At 41.9% G+C, this 17,231-nt stretch carries 21 protein-coding genes; 11 read left to right on the top strand and 10 right to left on the bottom strand.

Going from position 1 to position 17,231, the window contains the following annotated elements:
• Positions 1-8: 8 nt before the first annotated feature.
• Entirely contained in the window at positions 9-1,256 is a 1,248-nt protein-coding gene (locus tag QXI54_04705) for a hypothetical protein (GenBank protein MEM0302455.1), read from the bottom strand.
• 196 nt (positions 1,257-1,452) lie between these two features.
• Between QXI54_04705 and QXI54_04700 the strand changes: the two genes are divergently transcribed.
• Complete coding sequence (locus QXI54_04700; protein MEM0302454.1) at positions 1,453-1,731, top strand: hypothetical protein; 279 nt, start codon at positions 1,453-1,455, stop codon at positions 1,729-1,731.
• Complete coding sequence (locus QXI54_04695) at positions 1,692-2,024, top strand: type II toxin-antitoxin system VapC family toxin (protein ID MEM0302453.1); 333 nt, start codon at positions 1,692-1,694, stop codon at positions 2,022-2,024. Before QXI54_04700 ends, QXI54_04695 begins: the two co-directional genes overlap by 40 nt.
• A 118-nt stretch (positions 2,025-2,142) precedes the next feature.
• On the opposite strand, the gene QXI54_04690 is transcribed toward QXI54_04695, so the two are convergent.
• On the bottom strand, positions 2,143-2,598 hold the full coding sequence (locus tag QXI54_04690) for a PIN domain-containing protein (GenBank protein MEM0302452.1): 456 nt from the start codon (positions 2,596-2,598) through the stop codon (positions 2,143-2,145).
• Positions 2,582-2,833 (bottom strand): AbrB/MazE/SpoVT family DNA-binding domain-containing protein, encoded by a 252-nt coding sequence (locus QXI54_04685; protein ID MEM0302451.1) that lies wholly within the window; start codon positions 2,831-2,833, stop codon positions 2,582-2,584. The genes QXI54_04690 and QXI54_04685 overlap by 17 nt, the downstream gene beginning before the upstream one ends.
• 77 nt (positions 2,834-2,910) lie before the next feature.
• Here QXI54_04685 and QXI54_04680 point away from each other — a divergent pair, with 77 nt between their 5' ends.
• Complete coding sequence (locus tag QXI54_04680; protein MEM0302450.1) at positions 2,911-3,228, top strand: ribbon-helix-helix domain-containing protein; 318 nt, start codon at positions 2,911-2,913, stop codon at positions 3,226-3,228.
• 15 nt (positions 3,229-3,243) lie between these two features.
• Complete coding sequence (locus QXI54_04675; protein ID MEM0302449.1) at positions 3,244-3,609, top strand: clan AA aspartic protease; 366 nt, start codon at positions 3,244-3,246, stop codon at positions 3,607-3,609.
• Between the two features lie 88 nt (positions 3,610-3,697).
• On the opposite strand, the gene QXI54_04670 is transcribed toward QXI54_04675, so the two are convergent.
• From QXI54_04670 to QXI54_04660, 3 genes are read right to left on the bottom strand one after another with little or no spacing between them, the layout of a single operon-like run.
• Positions 3,698-5,146: a DUF1156 domain-containing protein gene (locus QXI54_04670; GenBank protein ID MEM0302448.1), complete on the bottom strand. Its 1,449-nt coding sequence runs from the start codon at positions 5,144-5,146 to the stop codon at positions 3,698-3,700.
• Positions 5,143-5,319 (bottom strand): hypothetical protein, encoded by a 177-nt coding sequence (locus QXI54_04665; GenBank protein MEM0302447.1) that lies wholly within the window; start codon positions 5,317-5,319, stop codon positions 5,143-5,145. The genes QXI54_04670 and QXI54_04665 overlap by 4 nt, the downstream gene beginning before the upstream one ends.
• A 59-nt stretch (positions 5,320-5,378) precedes the next feature.
• Positions 5,379-8,684, bottom strand: a complete 3,306-nt coding sequence (locus tag QXI54_04660) for a helicase-related protein (GenBank protein MEM0302446.1) — start codon at positions 8,682-8,684, stop codon at positions 5,379-5,381.
• A 99-nt stretch (positions 8,685-8,783) separates the two neighbouring features.
• On the opposite strand from QXI54_04660, the gene QXI54_04655 reads away from it, so the two are divergent.
• The 6 genes from QXI54_04655 (at position 8,784) to tgt (ending at position 14,418) form a co-directional block, all read left to right on the top strand.
• Positions 8,784-9,923: a Clp1/GlmU family protein gene (locus QXI54_04655; protein MEM0302445.1), complete on the top strand. Its 1,140-nt coding sequence runs from the start codon at positions 8,784-8,786 to the stop codon at positions 9,921-9,923.
• 78 nt (positions 9,924-10,001) lie between these two features.
• Positions 10,002-10,517 carry an HD domain-containing protein gene (locus QXI54_04650; GenBank protein ID MEM0302444.1) on the top strand — a complete coding sequence of 172 codons (516 nt, stop codon included), beginning with the start codon at positions 10,002-10,004 and terminating at the stop codon, positions 10,515-10,517.
• A 51-nt stretch (positions 10,518-10,568) separates the two neighbouring features.
• Positions 10,569-10,799, top strand: a complete 231-nt coding sequence (locus QXI54_04645; protein ID MEM0302443.1) for an Lrp/AsnC ligand binding domain-containing protein — start codon at positions 10,569-10,571, stop codon at positions 10,797-10,799.
• On the top strand, positions 10,796-12,595 hold the full coding sequence (locus QXI54_04640) for a DNA topoisomerase VI subunit B (GenBank protein ID MEM0302442.1): 1,800 nt from the start codon (positions 10,796-10,798) through the stop codon (positions 12,593-12,595). Before QXI54_04645 ends, QXI54_04640 begins: the two co-directional genes overlap by 4 nt.
• Before the next feature lie 27 nt (positions 12,596-12,622).
• Positions 12,623-13,225 carry a flavodoxin family protein gene (locus tag QXI54_04635; protein MEM0302441.1) on the top strand — a complete coding sequence of 201 codons (603 nt, stop codon included), beginning with the start codon at positions 12,623-12,625 and terminating at the stop codon, positions 13,223-13,225.
• Positions 13,222-14,418 carry a tRNA guanosine(34) transglycosylase Tgt gene (gene tgt / locus QXI54_04630; GenBank protein ID MEM0302440.1) on the top strand — a complete coding sequence of 399 codons (1,197 nt, stop codon included), beginning with the start codon at positions 13,222-13,224 and terminating at the stop codon, positions 14,416-14,418. Before QXI54_04635 ends, tgt begins: the two co-directional genes overlap by 4 nt.
• A gap of 227 nt (positions 14,419-14,645) precedes the next feature.
• Here tgt and QXI54_04625 read toward each other — a convergent pair whose 3' ends face one another.
• Positions 14,646-15,431 carry a sulfite exporter TauE/SafE family protein gene (locus QXI54_04625; protein ID MEM0302439.1) on the bottom strand — a complete coding sequence of 262 codons (786 nt, stop codon included), beginning with the start codon at positions 15,429-15,431 and terminating at the stop codon, positions 14,646-14,648.
• Positions 15,428-15,778 (bottom strand): carboxymuconolactone decarboxylase family protein, encoded by a 351-nt coding sequence (locus QXI54_04620; GenBank protein MEM0302438.1) that lies wholly within the window; start codon positions 15,776-15,778, stop codon positions 15,428-15,430. Before QXI54_04620 ends, QXI54_04625 begins: the two co-directional genes overlap by 4 nt.
• Positions 15,779-16,120: 342 nt before the next feature.
• Here QXI54_04620 and QXI54_04615 point away from each other — a divergent pair, with 342 nt between their 5' ends.
• Positions 16,121-16,684 (top strand): Lrp/AsnC family transcriptional regulator, encoded by a 564-nt coding sequence (locus QXI54_04615; GenBank protein MEM0302437.1) that lies wholly within the window; start codon positions 16,121-16,123, stop codon positions 16,682-16,684.
• Between the two features lie 121 nt (positions 16,685-16,805).
• Here QXI54_04615 and QXI54_04610 read toward each other — a convergent pair whose 3' ends face one another.
• Both QXI54_04610 and QXI54_04605 read right to left on the bottom strand, forming a co-directional pair.
• On the bottom strand, positions 16,806-17,051 hold the full coding sequence (locus QXI54_04610) for a hypothetical protein (GenBank protein MEM0302436.1): 246 nt from the start codon (positions 17,049-17,051) through the stop codon (positions 16,806-16,808).
• Positions 17,044-17,231: hypothetical protein (locus QXI54_04605; GenBank protein MEM0302435.1), on the bottom strand; the 188-nt coding region annotated here is incomplete at its 5' end. The genes QXI54_04605 and QXI54_04610, both read right to left, overlap by 8 nt.

Genomic DNA, 17,231 nt, shown 5'->3' with positions numbered 1-17,231 from the left:
TAAAGTTTTCATTCAAATAGCTTCTTCTGCCTTGTTTTCACATCCCCGGCTTTCTCCTTCATGTCACTTATCAGCCTCTCTTTACCGCTCAGAAATCCATCGAGAAGCTTTTTCTCTGCACTTTCCAGTGGCAAAATTTCACTTATTGCCTGAGCAACCCGATAAAAAGCTTCCTTTAGCCCATATCCGCTCTCGCTAAGCACCTCCTTCATCTCATCCTTTCTTCCAGTTTTCCAGAGCAAAAGGACTTTGTGAAGAACATCTATGAGCTCATTACTCCTTATTTCGTCAATCTTCCTATCCTGTGGCCCAAGAACTCTTATAAATTCCTTTTCTTTCTTTATAAATCCCCTGTTCCATTCCCTTTCAAGATCTACTCCTACACTCTGAGCAAGCTTCCTCGCATCGTCAAAGTGAATTTTAGCTTCACCAAAGCTCCAGCGATAAAGAAGATAGAACCTCGTGAGCGATGAAAGCTCTCCTGCGATTCCATTATGTATAATTTGTCTAAACACATAATCCGTAACGATTTCCCGCACGATCTCAATCATCTTCCCCGCTGAGACTTCATTTCCTTCGTAGTCCATGATCTTGCGATATTTTCCAAAAACCTCTATTGATGAGCCAATAGCAGAAATAAAGAAGTCAGATCCGCTTATTCCTTCCTTCCAAAGCTCTTCGAGCTTTTTTGGCAATCTTTTGTTCAGTTCTTCCTTAACTTCGCTCAACCATCCAACTTCTTCCCTTTTCATTTTCCTGCAGACGAAGTAGATAGAAGATGCGAGAGCTGCAGATTCTCTTGCAATAAGTCTCGCTTGCATTTCTGTATCGATTGGCCAAGTCGCTGTGGGAACGAGATCTGAATCGAGCAGTGAATTTATCAGAGTCTCCCAGCCGGCTGTGGATTTATGAGTGTAAACGATCACCGCTATTCCGTTTGGTTTTAGAACCCTTGAAATCTCTTTAAACGCTTTTTTGAGCATATCTTCAAAGAACTTCTTTCCCTCTTCGTAACCACCCTGATGAGAGTAGGCAACGATTTCTTTCGACTTCGGAGTTAAAGGAGTTGCAAAAAGCTCTGGATAAAGGTCTCCAATCGTTCTTTTTAGCCAAACGTAAAAGAAATCCGAGAGATACGAATATGGAACGTTGTCGTAGTATGGCGGATCCGTAAAGACTGCATCAAAGTAGTCGTCAGGAAAAGGTAACTCGGTTGCGGAAGCCTGAAGCACGCTCGGAATTCTTATCGCCTTCATGATCTTTCAACCTCCCGTTTTATTTCCACAAATCCGGCTTGAAAAGCTCCATTAAGATTTGCCCTGATCTTTTCAACGATTACCACCTGATTTAACATCAAGTTGGAATCGCTTAGCATGTTAATATCGCTTTGCGTTTTAAACTTATTCCCACATGATGTGTTAAAACTTAAATATGTGGATTCACACAAATATTATGCCAAACATCACTTTGTCCATCCCGCCCGAAGTTTATGAGAGGATGAAAAAGTTCAGAGAAGTGAAATGGAGCGAGGTTGCAAGGAGGGCGATAATCGAATACCTTGAAAAACTCGAAAAGGGGACGATTTCAGGGGAAGAAATAACGAGAATGCTCGGAAAAGAATTCAGGGATGCGGTTGAAAAAACGGGGCTTGAGAAATACGAAGAATACTATGAGAAGTCAAGGGTGTTAGAATGGGAGAGGATGCGATCCTTTACGACACGAACGAAATGATAAAAGCAATGAAAGAGGGTAGAAAACTAAAAGGTTTCACTACTATAATCAATCTGATCGAATTTCCAAAGGGGGTTATGCTTGATCTGAGCATCATTGTCCCCTCGCTCAAGGATTACGCGCTCGCTCTTGAAATCTCGCAAAAGATGGTAGAAAACGGTAGTCCCATTCCTGCTTCTGACCTGATCATTGCAGCTGTTGCTCTAAACAACAATCTAACCCTGAAAACAGGGGATAAGCATTTTCTTGCTGTCCAGAAAAGCTATCCTTCGATAAAACTCGAAATTGGCTGAAAACTCATAGGGGCTTATAGGTTCGACAATTTTCTGTAATTAAGCTGTTCAGAGGCTCAAAATAGTGGCTTTTACTTCTCAAAAGCTCTAAAGTCGCAAATTCCTTATTAACTTCGCTTTAATGCCAGTTAGGTTGAATTTTTTTGCTCTCTCCGCAAATTTCCTCCTCGCTTAGAACTACATTGCCTTTTCCAAGTTTTTCGGCAAATTCCTTGAGCTCCCTGTCTCTTGTAAGCAGTTTAATTCCGTTTTCATCCGCTGTGAGAAGCAAAAGCAGGTCAATGAAATCTCTGAACTCACTTTTTAGCTTCAAAGCCATTAAATAAGCTTTAATGCCCGCCTTAGCTTCTTTAAGATTTTCAAAAATGGATTGCAAACCCAGAGCAACGACTTCTTCATCGTAATTCATCTTTGCTACTTTTGCAATTATTTCGAGGATGCTGAATTCAGAATAGTAAAACTCAGCCTTTTTCGATTTTCTCAGCCATTCAAGGGTCTCAAGAATTTTTTCTGAATTACTAACAGAAACTCCAACAGCAGGCAGAAGGTAAGTGGAATCAAGAAGAATTTTCACCAAAGATCTCCTCCTGGAACTTCTCCGATTCTCTTTCAAATTCCTCGAATGTAGTTTCAGCAAACTTCTTTCCCTTCAAACCAAGAGCAAAAGGACTTTCAATAATTTCTGCAACAAGCTTTCCCTTCTCAACCCTCAGCCTTAGCCAGCTCCCCTCCTCTATTCCGAGCTTTTCTGTTATCTCTTTTGGCAAATAGATCGTCCTTTTCTTTGTTACCCGGACTCTCGCTTCCATAAACTAACTCAGATTCAATCTTTAAGAATTTTTCTGGGATTCAGTAGATTTAAATAATACTTAAGTAAACTTTAATTATGGGCGTGTTGACGATAGTGCTTGACGATGAGACTGAAAAAGAGCTAAGAAAGCTTTTGAGAGATAAGTTTGGAAAGGAGAAAGGAGAAATCTCTAAATTTGTCGAAATTGCAGTCAAAAATTACATTCAGGAGCTAAAGAGAGAAGACAAAATATACTTTGCCTTTAAGGGCGAAGAGAAGGTTGCGGAAGCTAAAAGTCTTGAGGAGCTCGTTAAAACGCTGAAAGAGAAGGGTCTCGATTTTAGAGGTCTTAGAATTTTGCGCTCAGATTTCAAACAGGAGGCGAGGTTTGGAGTTAGACTCAAAAAACTATGAAGTTCTTTCCACTCGTTGAGTTTCCCTGTCTTGGGGATAAAAGTCGAGAATGCATTTACAGGCAAAAGGTATCCCGAAAGTGGAGAAGTGGTCGCAATAATTGACACTGGCTATGAGGGTTTTTTAATGCTCCCCGAAGACATCTTCACCGAACTCGAGTTCTCAAAGCTCTCGATGAGCGAAAGAACACTTCTAATGCCCGATGGAAGGATTTTAAAGACGAAAGGCACTTATGGCTTTGTAATTGTAAACGATTATCGAGTCGACGGATTTATTGAAACTTCCGAAATTGGCGAGGTCATTCTTGGCTTGGAGTTCCTTTCAAACTTCCGCATCACCTTTGACTTTTGCCTAAAAAGGCTCGAAATTGATACTTGCTGAAAATTTATATCGAGATTTTTGCACGAACTTTGGCTCTGCTAAAAATAACAATAAATTTTATAAAATCGTTTTGAGATTTTTCAATCCTTTACGGGTTTATGCTTGTAAGGTGCTCGAGAATTTTGGTGTAATAGTAATCATGTATCCTCTCTAAACTTCCTGATCCACCGCTAAAGGGATTGGGTTCAACAAAATCCCAGATCATCGGGAGCGCTTGACGCGAGAAAACATCTGCAATTAACTCCCTTGTAGTTTCCCACCTGCCCAAAGTATTACAGGAAGCTACAACCATATCCACAGCAAGAGCTAAATAACTCACGACAGCTTTAGCAAACTCCTCATCCATGCCTTCAGCAATCATTTTGCTGTAAGCATTTCTGACCTTCTCAGCAAAGGTTATCAAAGCAAGCTTCTGGCGTGAGTTGAAAAGGTCTCCCCATTTTAGAATACCATATCTTTGAACGCGAAAACCCAAGGTTTCCTTTGGTGGCATAGGTTCATCAGGCACGGGGTCTATTCCCCATTCCTCCATGAGCTTTGCCCTCTTCTCCTTGAGGTATTCTTCCGCTTTTCTGTAGGCATCGATGTCTTTTTGTGTTGCAATCCTGTAAATTTTTCCTTTTTTGCTGTTAAGCACAACCGCTATCATTCTCTGCCCGCTTTTTCCCTGCTGGAAAAGCTTTCTGACTGTTTTGTCGTCAACAGTTGAACCGCAAACCAAGCAATTCGCAACCGCTCTCGCAACAGTCCCTTTCTCCGGATTGAAATTTGCAGGCATCTCTTCGTAGCCATCGCCAACGATCTTGAACTTCACTTCTCCGCCTTCAACGAAGGGCATTAAGGCAATTTTCTTCTTATCCTTCTTTGCAAGCCAGAATTGACGCATTAAAGGAATCTCCGCGTTGCAAGAAGGATTCTGGCATGGAATCGTTCTCGCCCATATGTAGCCAACTGGAGCCATCTTTTCCTTTTTGTTCTCCATTTCAAGCGACAAAGCGTTGCTTTCAAGCTCATCTTCAGGATAAAAATCCTTCAGCTCCTTTCTCGCCTCTTCAAGAACCCATTCTCCCCATTTCTTGACTTCATCAACGAGCTTTTTCCCAAACTTCTGCGGATACTCAAGAGTGCACTTAAGAATCAACACCGCAACTGGATTGTATTCCACTGCAAAAACCTCGCACCCAAGCCTCAAAGCTTCAAGCGGAATCGAACCACCACCAGCAAAAGCATCTAAGACTTTCGGAGCCTTTCCATTTGCCTCAACTATGTCTTTTCTCGCCTTCTCAATTATATGCTTATTCAGAGAGTTCTCCCACTTCGCAAGCTCTATAATGAACTGCTTTCTCTTCTCCCACTCTTCAACGTCTCCAACCGCAGGAATCAGCGCCGCATAACTCGTCGCCCTTGAAGCTGCCAGAGGTCGCCTTGCCCACCAGATGTGCAAAGTCGAGATATGCCCATGGCGAATGTTCTTCTCCTTCCTTGAGATCTCGCTCACTTCTTTTATTGGAAAACTCTCCTCAATGAATGCCCTCATAAAATCCCTTCTTCAGGCTTTTTGCTTTTCACAAATTCAAGAAATTGCTCAACCTGTTCTTTTTCATTTCTTGCATTAAAGCATGGAATTAAAAGCGAGTCAGCTTCTTTAAGTAAAAACAAGCGATAGCCAACGTTGCAAACCTTGCCCCTGATCCCCATACTGAAAGCCATGACCAATCTTTACTTGGATTCTTAAAAAAATTTTCTGTGAAAAGCTGTTTTTTGAGATTTCATCTTTCAGAAAATCCAAGCATCCCCGCGGACTTCCACTGCTCCTTCGGAACTATGAATCTAACTATGCCCACGACTTCCTGAACTTTCAGGTTTTCCGCAGGATTCCTTATCAGGTAAAGCTTAGGAGCTGTTAATGCGTTGGCGACGATGTAGAGCCAGTAATCGTTGCCAAACCTCTTAGCCTTGAACCATTCGTTCGGAGTCAATGCTACATCGCCCTCATCAGCCCTTGCCTTGACTTCAATGTATCTTATTTCATCCGCTCCCTTAGACCTTATATCGAAGCCAAGATTCAAAGCTGAGACATCTTCCGGCTCCCTGCCACTCCTTCTTTCAAATTCCATCGCAATTTCCATACCAATTCTCTCAACCTCTTCACTCGCAACAACTTCACTTTTCTCTGGCAAAACCCTTATAACTGTCAGAAGTTCAGGAGTTCTTATCGACAAATTCCTTTCGAGCTCTATTTCATCAGCAAGTTTTTTTATTGCCTCCTCATATCTTCTTTTCTGTTCTTCCTTGTTCCTTATCGGCAAATCAACCTTTTCTCCTCTTGCCTGCCTCTCGTATAGCTCAGAAAGCTCAACGTCAAGCTGTCCAATCAAATAATCGAGTGATTTCAGACCATACTTTTTCTTTACTTCCGCCTGTCTTTCCCTTTCCATCGAAATCTCTGCCTTGTATTTTTCGAGAACGTCCAAAACATATGGCAATAGCTTCTTTTCATCTTTCAATGCCTCAAAATTTCCGCTTTCAGGCTTTAAATCCCAGATAATCGCGGGATTTATCTCCTCAATCCTTTCTCCTTCGTAGATCGCAATTATCATCCTCCCAGCAATTTCTCCCTTTCCATCGAGAACCTCGCCAATGTAGAAGTGAATGAAGCCATTTAGCCTTCCAGAAGGATCCTTGAAAACCGCTCCTCTCTTCACTTCCTCGCCATGCTTTCTGATCACCCATTCAAGCAACGCCTCAAACAACGGATGCCCAAAAGAGATGAATTCAGCATCCGGATTCTTAAAAGCAACTTCCTTGTCAAATGTAGCCTTTGGATACCTCCTCATTAGAATGCCATACCTGTTCTTAAACTCCACGCTTTCAGCTATATCCCTGAGCTCTGGAGGAATAGAATCAATTTCAATGAAGCCATCTTTTCGCCTCACTTTTCCACCAGCCTTCGTAAAGGCTCTCACAAAGAACTCCTCAACGTATTCAGGGATCAGCCTGTATTCCCTTGCTTTTTCAGTCATTTCCCTTATCCTCGTATAGTCGATAAACTTTGTTGCCAAACTCTCGCCGAGGATCTGCTTTATCCTTGAGATATACTCCTCATCGGGCTTTATATCGAGTTCACTCAGAATTTCGTCAAGCGTTTTAGCATTCGTCACAGCTTCAACGATCAGCGTATACAAATCCTTGCCTTCAAAGATTTCGCCAATTATGTCAAAAACTTTATCGCTTCCAAGCTTCTCCCTTATCTCTTCAAGTTTTTCAAGTAGTTTTGCTAAAACTTTTCCCTCTCTTGTATCCACAGCGACGAGGTTGAAGATGTAGACGTCCTTTAGCTGTCCATATCTGTGAATTCTCCCCATTCTCTGCTCGAGACGGTTTGGATTCCATGGGATGTCGTAGTTTATCATTATGTGACAGAACTGTAGATTTATTCCCTCCCCCGCAGCCTCAGTCGCAACCATTATTTCCGTTTCATCCTTAAAAACCTTCTCAGCCCTAATCCTTTCATCGATGCTCATTCCGCCGTGTATGAAGTTAACCTTGTATCCCCAGCTTCTGATCTTCTTTACAAGGTATTCGAGCGTATCCCTCGACTCTGTAAAAATCAAAATCTTTGGATTGCCTTCGATTTCTTTTATCTTCGCAAATCCCTCCTCAATTGCCTTTTTAAGCTCTTTCAGCTTAACTTCTTCGTCGCTATTCACGATTCTTTTCGCCTTCTCAATCAGTTCCTCAATTCTCCTTATTTCTCGCTTAAGCTCCTCAAAATCCTTCGCAACAGTTATAGCTTCCCATTCTTCTTCTCTTTTCCACCTCTCGCTCTCTTCCTCTTCCTCAATTTCTTCAATTTCAAATTCTATGGGCTCTCTTCTTTTCTCCTCTCCCTTTAATATCTTTTCAAGTCTTTCCTTTCTTCTCTCGAGCGATCTGAGTAATGCGAAGGTGCTTGATGCCATTCTTCTTTGCAAAATCAGCAAAGCAAATGCCACATTTCTCTTCTTCTCACTTTGCAAAGCCTTGTTGTATTGCTCAACCACGTATCTTGAGACTTCGTTGTAAAGCTCCTTTTCCTCCTCGGACAACCAGAACTTGATCGTCTTCGGAAATCTCCTTGTAAAGATTGGTTTTCCTTCGAAGTCCTTAAGATCTTCCTTCAGCCTTCTTATAAAAAGTGGATTGTCTTTATTAGCAAGCGATTCCTGAACCATTTCCTGCGTTGCAAAGAAGCCAGGAATAAGCAAATCCAAAAACAATCTGAAGTTCTCAGGATCTCCCTTGTGCGGGGTTGCGGTTAGGAATAGTAGATGAGTGGAATTCCTCGAAAGAACTTCTCCAAGCCTGTATCGCTGGGTCCTTGAAACTTTTTCGCCATATTTGTAAGCAGCCATTTTGTGTGCCTCGTCTACAATTACAAGATCCCAGTGCACGGATGAAAGCGAGGCTAATATGTCGTCTTGCTTTGCAAAATCTATCGAAGTTATGATTTGATCGTTCTTCTCCCAAGGATTCTCGCCATAGTGAGCGTTGAACGTGTTTCTGTCGAGAACAACAAAGCTTTCCTTGAATTTCTCATTCAGCTCCCTTCTCCACTGATCCTTCAAATGCCCCGGAACAACGATCAAAGTTCTTTTCGCAAGTCCTCGTAACTTCATTTCCTTTATAACGAGCCCCGCCATTATCGTCTTCCCCGCTCCCGGATCGTCAGCGAGCAAAAATCTAATTCTTGGTTGTTTTAAGATGTAGCCATACACAGCTTCGATTTGAAATGGTAGCGGATCTATTTTCGAAACGTTGACGGCAAGCAGTGGATCGAAAAGCGATGCATTTCTAAACCTTATCGCCTCGAGGAAATAGAAAGCATTCTCGGAATTTGCAGAAAAATCTAATCCTGGCTTCAGAATCTTAACCCTTTCCAGATCTTCCTTTTTAAGAATACGATCGACGAACTGCTTTGAATTGATCGTGTAACCTACGATCCTAATACGATCCCCAATTGGCTCAACCTTCTCAACCCTCACAGCCTCGCCCCAAAAAGGGCCACTGATTATACTGCCCTCTCTGAGCTCCATATTTTTATTAAGTCAGATAAAATTAAAACTTTGCTATTTGTCCATTCACTTTGACAGATCGAAGAAAATTTTTTGAACACTACTCAAAAGCTTTGAAAAATGATCGCTCCAAAGGGTTGCACAGTTCTCGCAAAGGGAAAAGTGGCAATAGAAGGCAATGCGGAAGTTATTGGGTCCAATAAGATAAAGAGTTTCGAGAGTGAAAAATTTGTCCCGATTTACTGCCTTGAGGAATGCAAAATTGAGTTGAATGGAGACTACAAGCTCTTGAATGAGTCCACAATTCCCGAAAGCTGGGAAAAACTTGCAAAGAAAGACTGGGAGACGGTTTTTCTTTACGGCGGAGTTGACAGCGGAAAAAGCACTCTTGCAACTTATTTGGCGAACAAAGTTGGCGGAGCTTACGTGCTTGATCTTGACATCGGGCAGGCAGACGTAGCTCATGCGGGAGCAATGGGCTATGGATTTGCGTGCGACGTGGTTAACCTTTCGCAAGTCCAAATGCTTAACGGGTTCTTCGTAGGTAGCATTACTCCGCAAGGCAGAGAGTTAAAGTGTTTGCGTGGAGTAGCGAGGCTCTGGAAAGAGCTAAAGAAACTTGAAGGCAGAAAAATCGTTGACACAACTGGCTGGGTAAAAGGCAGAAGAGCGAGAGAATACAAGCTTGCAAAGCTCGAGATCATTGAGCCCGATCTTGTTGTATCGTTTGAAGGTAAGATATTCGATGATTGGGAAGTTTTCGAAGTCGAGAACAGCTTTGTCATGAAAAGAGACAAAATTGAAAGAGCAAAGGCAAGATGCGAGAGCTATAAGAAATTCCTGAGGAATGCGATAGTAGTGGAAGTAAAAAGAGAGAATGTTATGCTCAAACCTGACATTCTAAGAGGTAAAGACGTATCAGAATTTGTTGAAACCGTTCTTGGTGTCAAGTTATCTTTTGCAAAGCTTGGAGACGAATTTCTTGCGATTTGCACCAAAGAAAACTGCTATCCAGATCACACAATTCTCAGAGAACTAAAAGAGCTTTACGAAGTCGATGATGTCTTCATTTTCTCTGAAGCCGAGTTTAAAAACATAATCGTTGGACTTTACAAAGGCAAAAAATACCTTGGAATGGGTTTGCTCAAGGCTGTAAACGATAAACTGCTCATTGAGTCCGCCTTCTCAGACTTCGATCTTGTTGAGCTGGGCGAAATTAGGTTTGATGATGGAAAAGAGTGTTTTATAAAACACTTTTAGATTTTTGTTGTATTTGCCTTATCCTTAGCTTATTAAAAAGGTAAGGTAAATATTATAATACCAAAGACAACAAAAACTGTGGCACATGGTGAAGATCATGTGCAAAGAGTGGTTAAACTTGCAAAATTCATAGCAATAAGAGAAGGGGCAAATCTTGAAATAGTTCTAAAAGCTGCCGAACTTCATGACTCTGCAAGAGACAAAGAAAACCACGCAATCGAGTCTGCAAAGCTTGCAAGAAAAATTCTAAAAGTTCAAGGCTACAGTGATGATTTTGTTGAGGCGGTGGCTCATGCAATTGAATCACATTCATTTTCCGCAGGAATTGAGCCTAAAACTCTCGAAGCAAAGGTTTTAAGCGATGCAGATAAGCTCGATGCAATTGGTGCAATTGGAGTTGCAAGGGCTTTTATGGTTGCAGGCGAGAAAGGGCGAGGGGTTCAGGAAACGCTCAGACATTTCGAAGAGAAGCTTTTAAAGCTTAAAGATTTGCTCTACACCGACACCGCAAAAAGTCTTGCTAAAAGAAGACATGAATTCCTTGCCCAGTTTTACGAGCAAATTAAAAGAGAGCTTGGTTTTGGAGAAGATTGATGAGCTCAATCGACGACGAAAGTATTAAAAGTTTCAAATCGTCCTGAAATTATGGTTGTCGGAGTTACCCTTGTAAACGTTGTTGCGGGGAAAGAAAAGGAAGTATACGTGAAAATTAAGGATATAAAAAAGGTAAAAGATGTCTACCACGTCTTTGGCGAGTTTGATTTTGTCGTCATAATCCACGCAGACAGCCTTTCCGAGCTGAACAAGACCGTGGACGAGATCAGGAAAATTAATGGGGTCACGAAAACTCAGACAGTTGTTGGCGCTGAAATATGAGTGAATTGAAAGAAATAAGCATAGCAGAATTTTTTGAGAAAAATAAACACATTCTTGGCTACACAAATCCCGCAAGAGCTCTTATAACTGTAGTGAAGGAGGCTGTGGACAACTCTCTTGACGCCTGCGAGGATGCGGGAATTCTACCGGACATATTCGTAAGAATTTCGAAAGCTGGGGAAAATTTTAGGGTGGTTGTGGAAGATAACGGACCAGGAATAAAGAAAGAACTTGTAGCAAGGGCATTTGGAAAATTGCTATACGGCTCGAGATTTCATGAGATAAGGCAAAGCAGAGGTCAGCAGGGCATAGGAATTTCTGCAGCAGTGCTTTATGCACAGCTAACAACTGGAAAGCCTGCTGTGATAGTTACAAAGCCCATTGGAGCAGAGAAGGCATACAAGATCGCATTATACATAGATACGAAGAAGAACGAACCAATCATCGAAAGTGAAGGTGAAGAGGACTGGTATCTGCCCCATGGCACGAGAGTAGAATTCGAAATAGCGGGTAGCTACGTAAAAGACCGAAAGCAGAGCGTTTTCGAATACCTAAAAGAGACTTCAGTTGTGAATCCGCATGCAAAAATTACCTTCGTTGATCCTGATGGAGCCATTTACGAATTCAAAAGGTCCTCCAACGAGATGCCAAAACCAGCAAAGTCAATAAAACCCCATCCGCATGGTATTGAGCTTGGAAAGCTGATGAACATGCTGAAATTCACAAACACTCCTACGCTGAGAAAATTCCTTAAAGAGGAGTTTGTTAGAGTCGGAGATAAGATTGCAGACGAGATTTTAGCAAAAGCAAATTTTTCGGGGGAGGAGGATCCAAAAAAACTTGGAAGAGAAGAAGCTGTTAGGTTGCTTGAAGCTTTCAAAAACGTTGAACTCCTTCCGCCACCAGTTGACTGCCTTTCGCCAATCGGCGAAGAGCTTTTAATGCGTAGCCTGATCTCCGAGTATTCTCCGGAATTCGTTTATGCTGTCACGAGAAAGCCGAAAGTTTACTCGGGACATCCATTTCTCGTTGAGGCTGCGATTGCCTACGGTGGTGAAATAAAAACCGAAAAAGTTATACTTCTTAGATTTGCAAACAAAATACCGCTTCTTTATCAGCAAGGAGGTTGTGCTCTTACAAAAGTTGTCGAAACCATCAACTGGAAAAACTATGGACTTGAACAGACGAAAGAAGAGCTTCCATATGGAAATGCGGTGATCTTGATCCATCTTGCTTCGACGAATATCCCATACACTTCTGAGTCGAAGGAGGCGATCTCTCCAATTCCGGAGATCATGGAAGAAGCAAGGCTCGCTCTTCAAGAGGTTGGAAGGAAACTAAAGGAATACATTGACAGAAAAGGGAAACAAGAGGCTAAAAAGAAAAAAGAGGAAGTTATAGCAAAGATCCTGCCTCTGATAGCCAAAAAGGTTTGCGAAGTCCTTGAAAAAGATCCTGTGGAAGTGGACAGAATAGTTGCAAGAATAATGGGCTATTTGCATGTGGAAAGGCACATAAACGAGAGAGATGGGATGAAAGAAGTTAAACTGATCGTCTATAATTTTACCAAGGCAAAGAGAGAAATTAAAATAGTCGAGACGTGTTCTGGAGAAGTCAGGGCAGAGAATGCAAAAATCTCTGAAGGCAGATATTCAACGATCACGTGGAATCTATCCCTAAACCCCAACGAAGAAGTTGAAATCAAATATTTGCTTAAAGGAGAAGTGCTAACCAAAGCACCAATTGTTGAAGGTGTTGATAGCACTCTGCTCAGCACTGCAAACTTTAGCAATTAATATTAACCCTGCCTAACGATTTTTTTCATGAAACTTTTGGCAATAAATGGGAGCCCTAACAAAAGAAATACTTATGCCTTGCTTGAGGCTCTTGTCGAGGAGGCAAAAAAGCTTGGTGCGGAAGCGGAGATTTTAAACCTCGCGGATTACAACATAAACCCATGTAAAGGCTGTGATGCGTGCTTAAAGGGAGATTGCGTGCAAAAGGATGACATTTTCAAAGTGCTTGAAGCTATGAGAAAAGCTGACGCAATAGTAATTGGAGCCCCAACTTATTTTGGCAGTGTTCCCGGAATTGTTAAGAACCTTATTGACAGAAGCAGAATGGATCGAATGGGCGGTTTCAGGCTCAGAAATAAAGTGTTTGCCCCTGTGGTGACTTCGGGTTTAAGACATGGTGGTGCGGAGTTTGTTGCAATGAGCTTGATCGTTTACGCTCTCGGACAGGCGATGATTGTCGTTTCTACAGCTGAGAATCCGATTACCACGGGTAGCTTTCCAGTTGGAGTGATCCAAGGAGATGCGGGCTGGCGTGGTGTGAAGAAGGACGAGATTGCCCTGAATACTGCAAGAGCCCTTGCAAGAAGAATTGTCGAGGTAGCAAATGCTACGCAAAGCCTTAGAAAATGATTCTGAAGTTCAAGGTAAATTGCTACGAAGGTTCTGCAAGAACGGGAGTTGCGGAAGTTAGAGGCAAGAAATTCCGCACTCCCGCTTTTTTACCTGTTGCAACGCTTGCCAGCGTTCGAGCTTTGGATTTCAGAGACCTTAAGGAGCTTGGTGTTGAAATAATAATGGCTAACACATTCCATCTCCATTTGAAGCCCGGAGATGAGCTTATCAAAGAACTTGGCGGGCTTCACAAGTTCATGAACTTCAATGGAGTCATAGCTACAGACTCAGGAGGTTTTCAGGTTTTCTCTCTTGGCTTTGGAATGGAGCATGGAATTGGGAAGATAGCGGACAACATTTTCCTTGAAAGGCTCAGAAATGTGAGCAAAAAGGGTGAAAAGTGGATTGAAGTTGATGAAGATGGAATAAGCTTCAGAAATCCGCTCAACGGCAGTTTAATGCGTCTAACTCCAGAGAAGTCGATGAAAATTCAGTCAAATCTTGGTTCGGACATCGTTTTTGTATTTGACGAATGCACATCTCCGCTTTCAGATAAAGAGTATACAGCAAAAGCTCTCGAAAGGACGAACAGATGGATTGAAAGATGCTTGGAGTGCTATGACAGAAGCCAAGCGATTTTTGGAATAGTTCAGGGAGGTGAATACAAAGATTTGCGCCTAAAATCAGTGGAGTTTATTTTAAAGCACGAATTCGATGGTTACGGCATTGGCGGTTCGCTTGGAAAGAGTAAAGCGGACATGCTGAACATTCTTGACTGGGTTGTTCCATTGCTTCCTGAAGATAAGCCAAGACATTTGCTTGGCATAGGTGCGGTTGAGGACATCTTTAACTCCGTGGAAAAGGGCATCGACATGTTCGACTGCGTTTCTCCGACAAGATGGGCAAGAAGGGGACTTATATACGTGTCCCCGAGTGCGGGTGGGAATGTTAAGAACAAGTTCAGGGTTCACATCAAGAATGCGAAGTTCCGAAATGATTCAAAACCGCTTGACCCCGCTTGCGATTGCTTTGTATGCCAGAATTACTCCAGAGCCTATATCCATCATCTTTTTGTTTCAAACGAGCTTACCTATTTCCGTTTGGCTTCCTATCACAACGTTTACTTCTTCCTAAAGCTTATGGAAGAGATCAGGGAGGCGATAAAGGGAGGATATTTTGCTGAACTCAAGAAGGAGTGGTTGGGGGAGTAGTTTTTAAAAAGTATTTTTCTGAGTTTATGTTAAAAGCGAATTCTTTCGAAGACGATTTCATTTGTTCAATTTATTTCAATTAGGGCTTCAAGAAGCATTGTTTTGGACTCATGCTTTGCTACGAATATTCGCCAGCGTTTAGCTCAAATATTCCAAAAGCAAGTTGTCGAACTCGCATGGCTACTAACAGATTCGAATCAAAACAAAAATAAAATTAAATTTTAGCCCTATGTCGCTCCCAAACCTTGCCATATGAAGCGTAGCGAAACGTAAAGAAAAACGAAGCCAAAGAGTGCTTTTATAGTCCATGAAGGGACAAATTTGACGAGTCTTGCTCCAATCTGAGCACCAATGACCGCCCCGATGCCGATGCTTAATGCAGCAACCACATCCACGAGACCCTGATAAAGCTTGAAAGCTCCGCTAACAACCGCCATGCTTATGAATGAAGCCAGCGAAGTTCCAACCGCGATTTTAACCGCGGAGCCGAGCAAATAGATAAACGAAGGAACGAGAGCGTATCCACCACCAAGCCCTACGATTCCAGTGATTATGCCTATAAAGAACCCAATTGTGCCCTTTGAAGCTTTGCTTCCAGGAACGGTGTTACCAGTCCTTTCAGGCATCTTTCTCTTTATTATCCCCTCATAGACCATTCTTAAAGCCACGTATAGGAAAGCAAAGCCCAAAATTAAGTTCAGAAGCCAGACTTCGCTTGCGATGTAGAAGAAGATCAGCGAACCAACCATGGCGCCGATTGCTCCACTAACTGCAACGATCTTCGCAGTTGCGAAGTCAACATTTTTCATTCTTAAATGCCCAATCGCTCCCGAGCTTGCGGTCAAAATCACAGCGGTGATCGTCGTTCCAATTGCCACTGGCAAGGGATAATTGAATATGAAGCTAAGCGAGGGTAGCATTATAACGCAACCACCTATGCCGAGCAAACCGCCAAGGGTTCCCGCTATGAGGCCAGTGATGAAGAGCGATAATGCAGTTAAGGCGTCGATCATTTATCCTCACCCACAAGCCATTTTAAAGCATTTGTAGCTGTTGCAAAAATCGTAGAAGCCATTGCAAACCTCGCTGTAAGAATTGCCTCCGCAATTTCTCTATCGCTGACTCCTCTTCTTTTTGCAATCTTAACAAACACCTCAGTGCACATTTCACACTGTAAAGCAGCAGAGACCGCAATCATTATAAGATGTTTGTATTTCTCTGGAATTTCTGGAAGATCCATTACAAACTTTCTTTCCTCTATTTGCCTTGGAATCCATTCAGGGCAGATCTTGGAAAACAGAACTTGTGGCATCGGCTTTTCGCCGATCATCTCTTCCATTTTCTTAAGAATCTCTTCCATGGCGGTTTATAACTTAATCGAGATATAAACCTTTGGTTTAAAAATTAAACTCAAGTCGCTAATGCCAAGAGAGAGCCTATAAAAATGTAGAGCAGGGGATATTTTTTAGATCTCGCAATTTTCATTGATTTTGCGAAAAAGACCAAAAATTGAGTGAATCGCTGAAACTCCGGGTTGCGGTCTCAACGGATGCTGGCCATAGTTTGGCATTTTCAGAAAAAGCCTTGAAGAGCTAAAAATCTAACTCTGCTTCGCAAGCAGTAAATTTCATGGAGAATTTAAAATCTAAATTGATCTTGTTTTGTTGGTTAAATTTTTAAACTCAAAAAATTAGGGCAGTTGATGGACAAAAAAGACAGGAAGATCATTTCAATGCTCCAGAGGGCAAAACGTCCAAATCTTTCTGAGATCGGAAAAGAAGTTGGAATCTCCGCAATGGGTGCGAAAAAGAGGATAGATCGGCTTGAGAGAGAGAATAAAATCAAATCAACTGCTTTGCTCAATGTCGAAAAGCTTGGAATCATCCTTGCACTATTGGCAATGGAAGTAGAAAGCTCGGAGGCACTCCAAAATTTACTTAGAAGGTTTGAAAAGTGCCCGAGAATAATCAAATTCTTTGTGACCATTGGTGGCTACAATCTATTTGCACTTGTTTGGGCTGAAGATTTGCACTCGCTTGAAAGTATCACTCTCGAAAAATGCTCCTTAAGGGCACAACCCGGAATAAGAAGGTATGAGGTTTATCCGATAAGAGAGATTCAATATGATCCTTTTTTAGATCTTAAAGTCGTTGCAGAGAAAATCGATCCTGCTCCGTGCGGTGTAGACTGTGGAAGTTGTAGCAGATACAATGCTGAGAAATGCTTAGGATGTCCTGCAACTTCTTTCTACAGGGGAAGACTTTAGCTTAAATTTTAAACTAAAAGAAGAGTTTCAGGGAAATAAAGGTAGAAATTTAATCCAATTAGAGCTCAACTGAAGATGCGCTTGGATTTACTTGAATATGGTTTTGTTCCTGCAAACCCCCTCAGCACCTTTTCCTCAACCTTAGAATTAGCAAGAGTATTGCCAAAAGAAGGAATGCCCATCCGAGTAACCCCTGAAATATCGAAACTTCGTATCCCTTTATTGAGGCGAAGAGTAAAATTCCGTTCAAAAAAATGAATAAGCCAATGAGCAAATTTGGTGCTCCAAGCGTTTTCCACCATTTTAGTGTGATCAGTGTAATGCCGATACCCGCTAATATGAAGAAGAGCGATAGCAATTCATTCATATCTACCACCTTCCGCAACCAAGATTTTTTTGAGTTTTAAAGGTCTATATAAAAGCTCTGTAAGAGCTGTAAGACTTACAATTCCGATTAAAAGCCTGTAGAAAAAGCGAAACTCGAAAAGTAAAAGCAATGCAAAGCTAATCGCGGTAATTGCTGATAAATAAGCAAAAAGAATTTTTT

The sequence above is a fragment of the Archaeoglobaceae archaeon genome, assembly GCA_038734275.1.
Classification (GTDB): domain Archaea; phylum Halobacteriota; class Archaeoglobi; order Archaeoglobales; family Archaeoglobaceae; genus WYZ-LMO2.
The sequence above is the reverse complement of the archived record's forward strand: the minus strand, read 5'-3'. Positions and strand labels throughout refer to the sequence as shown.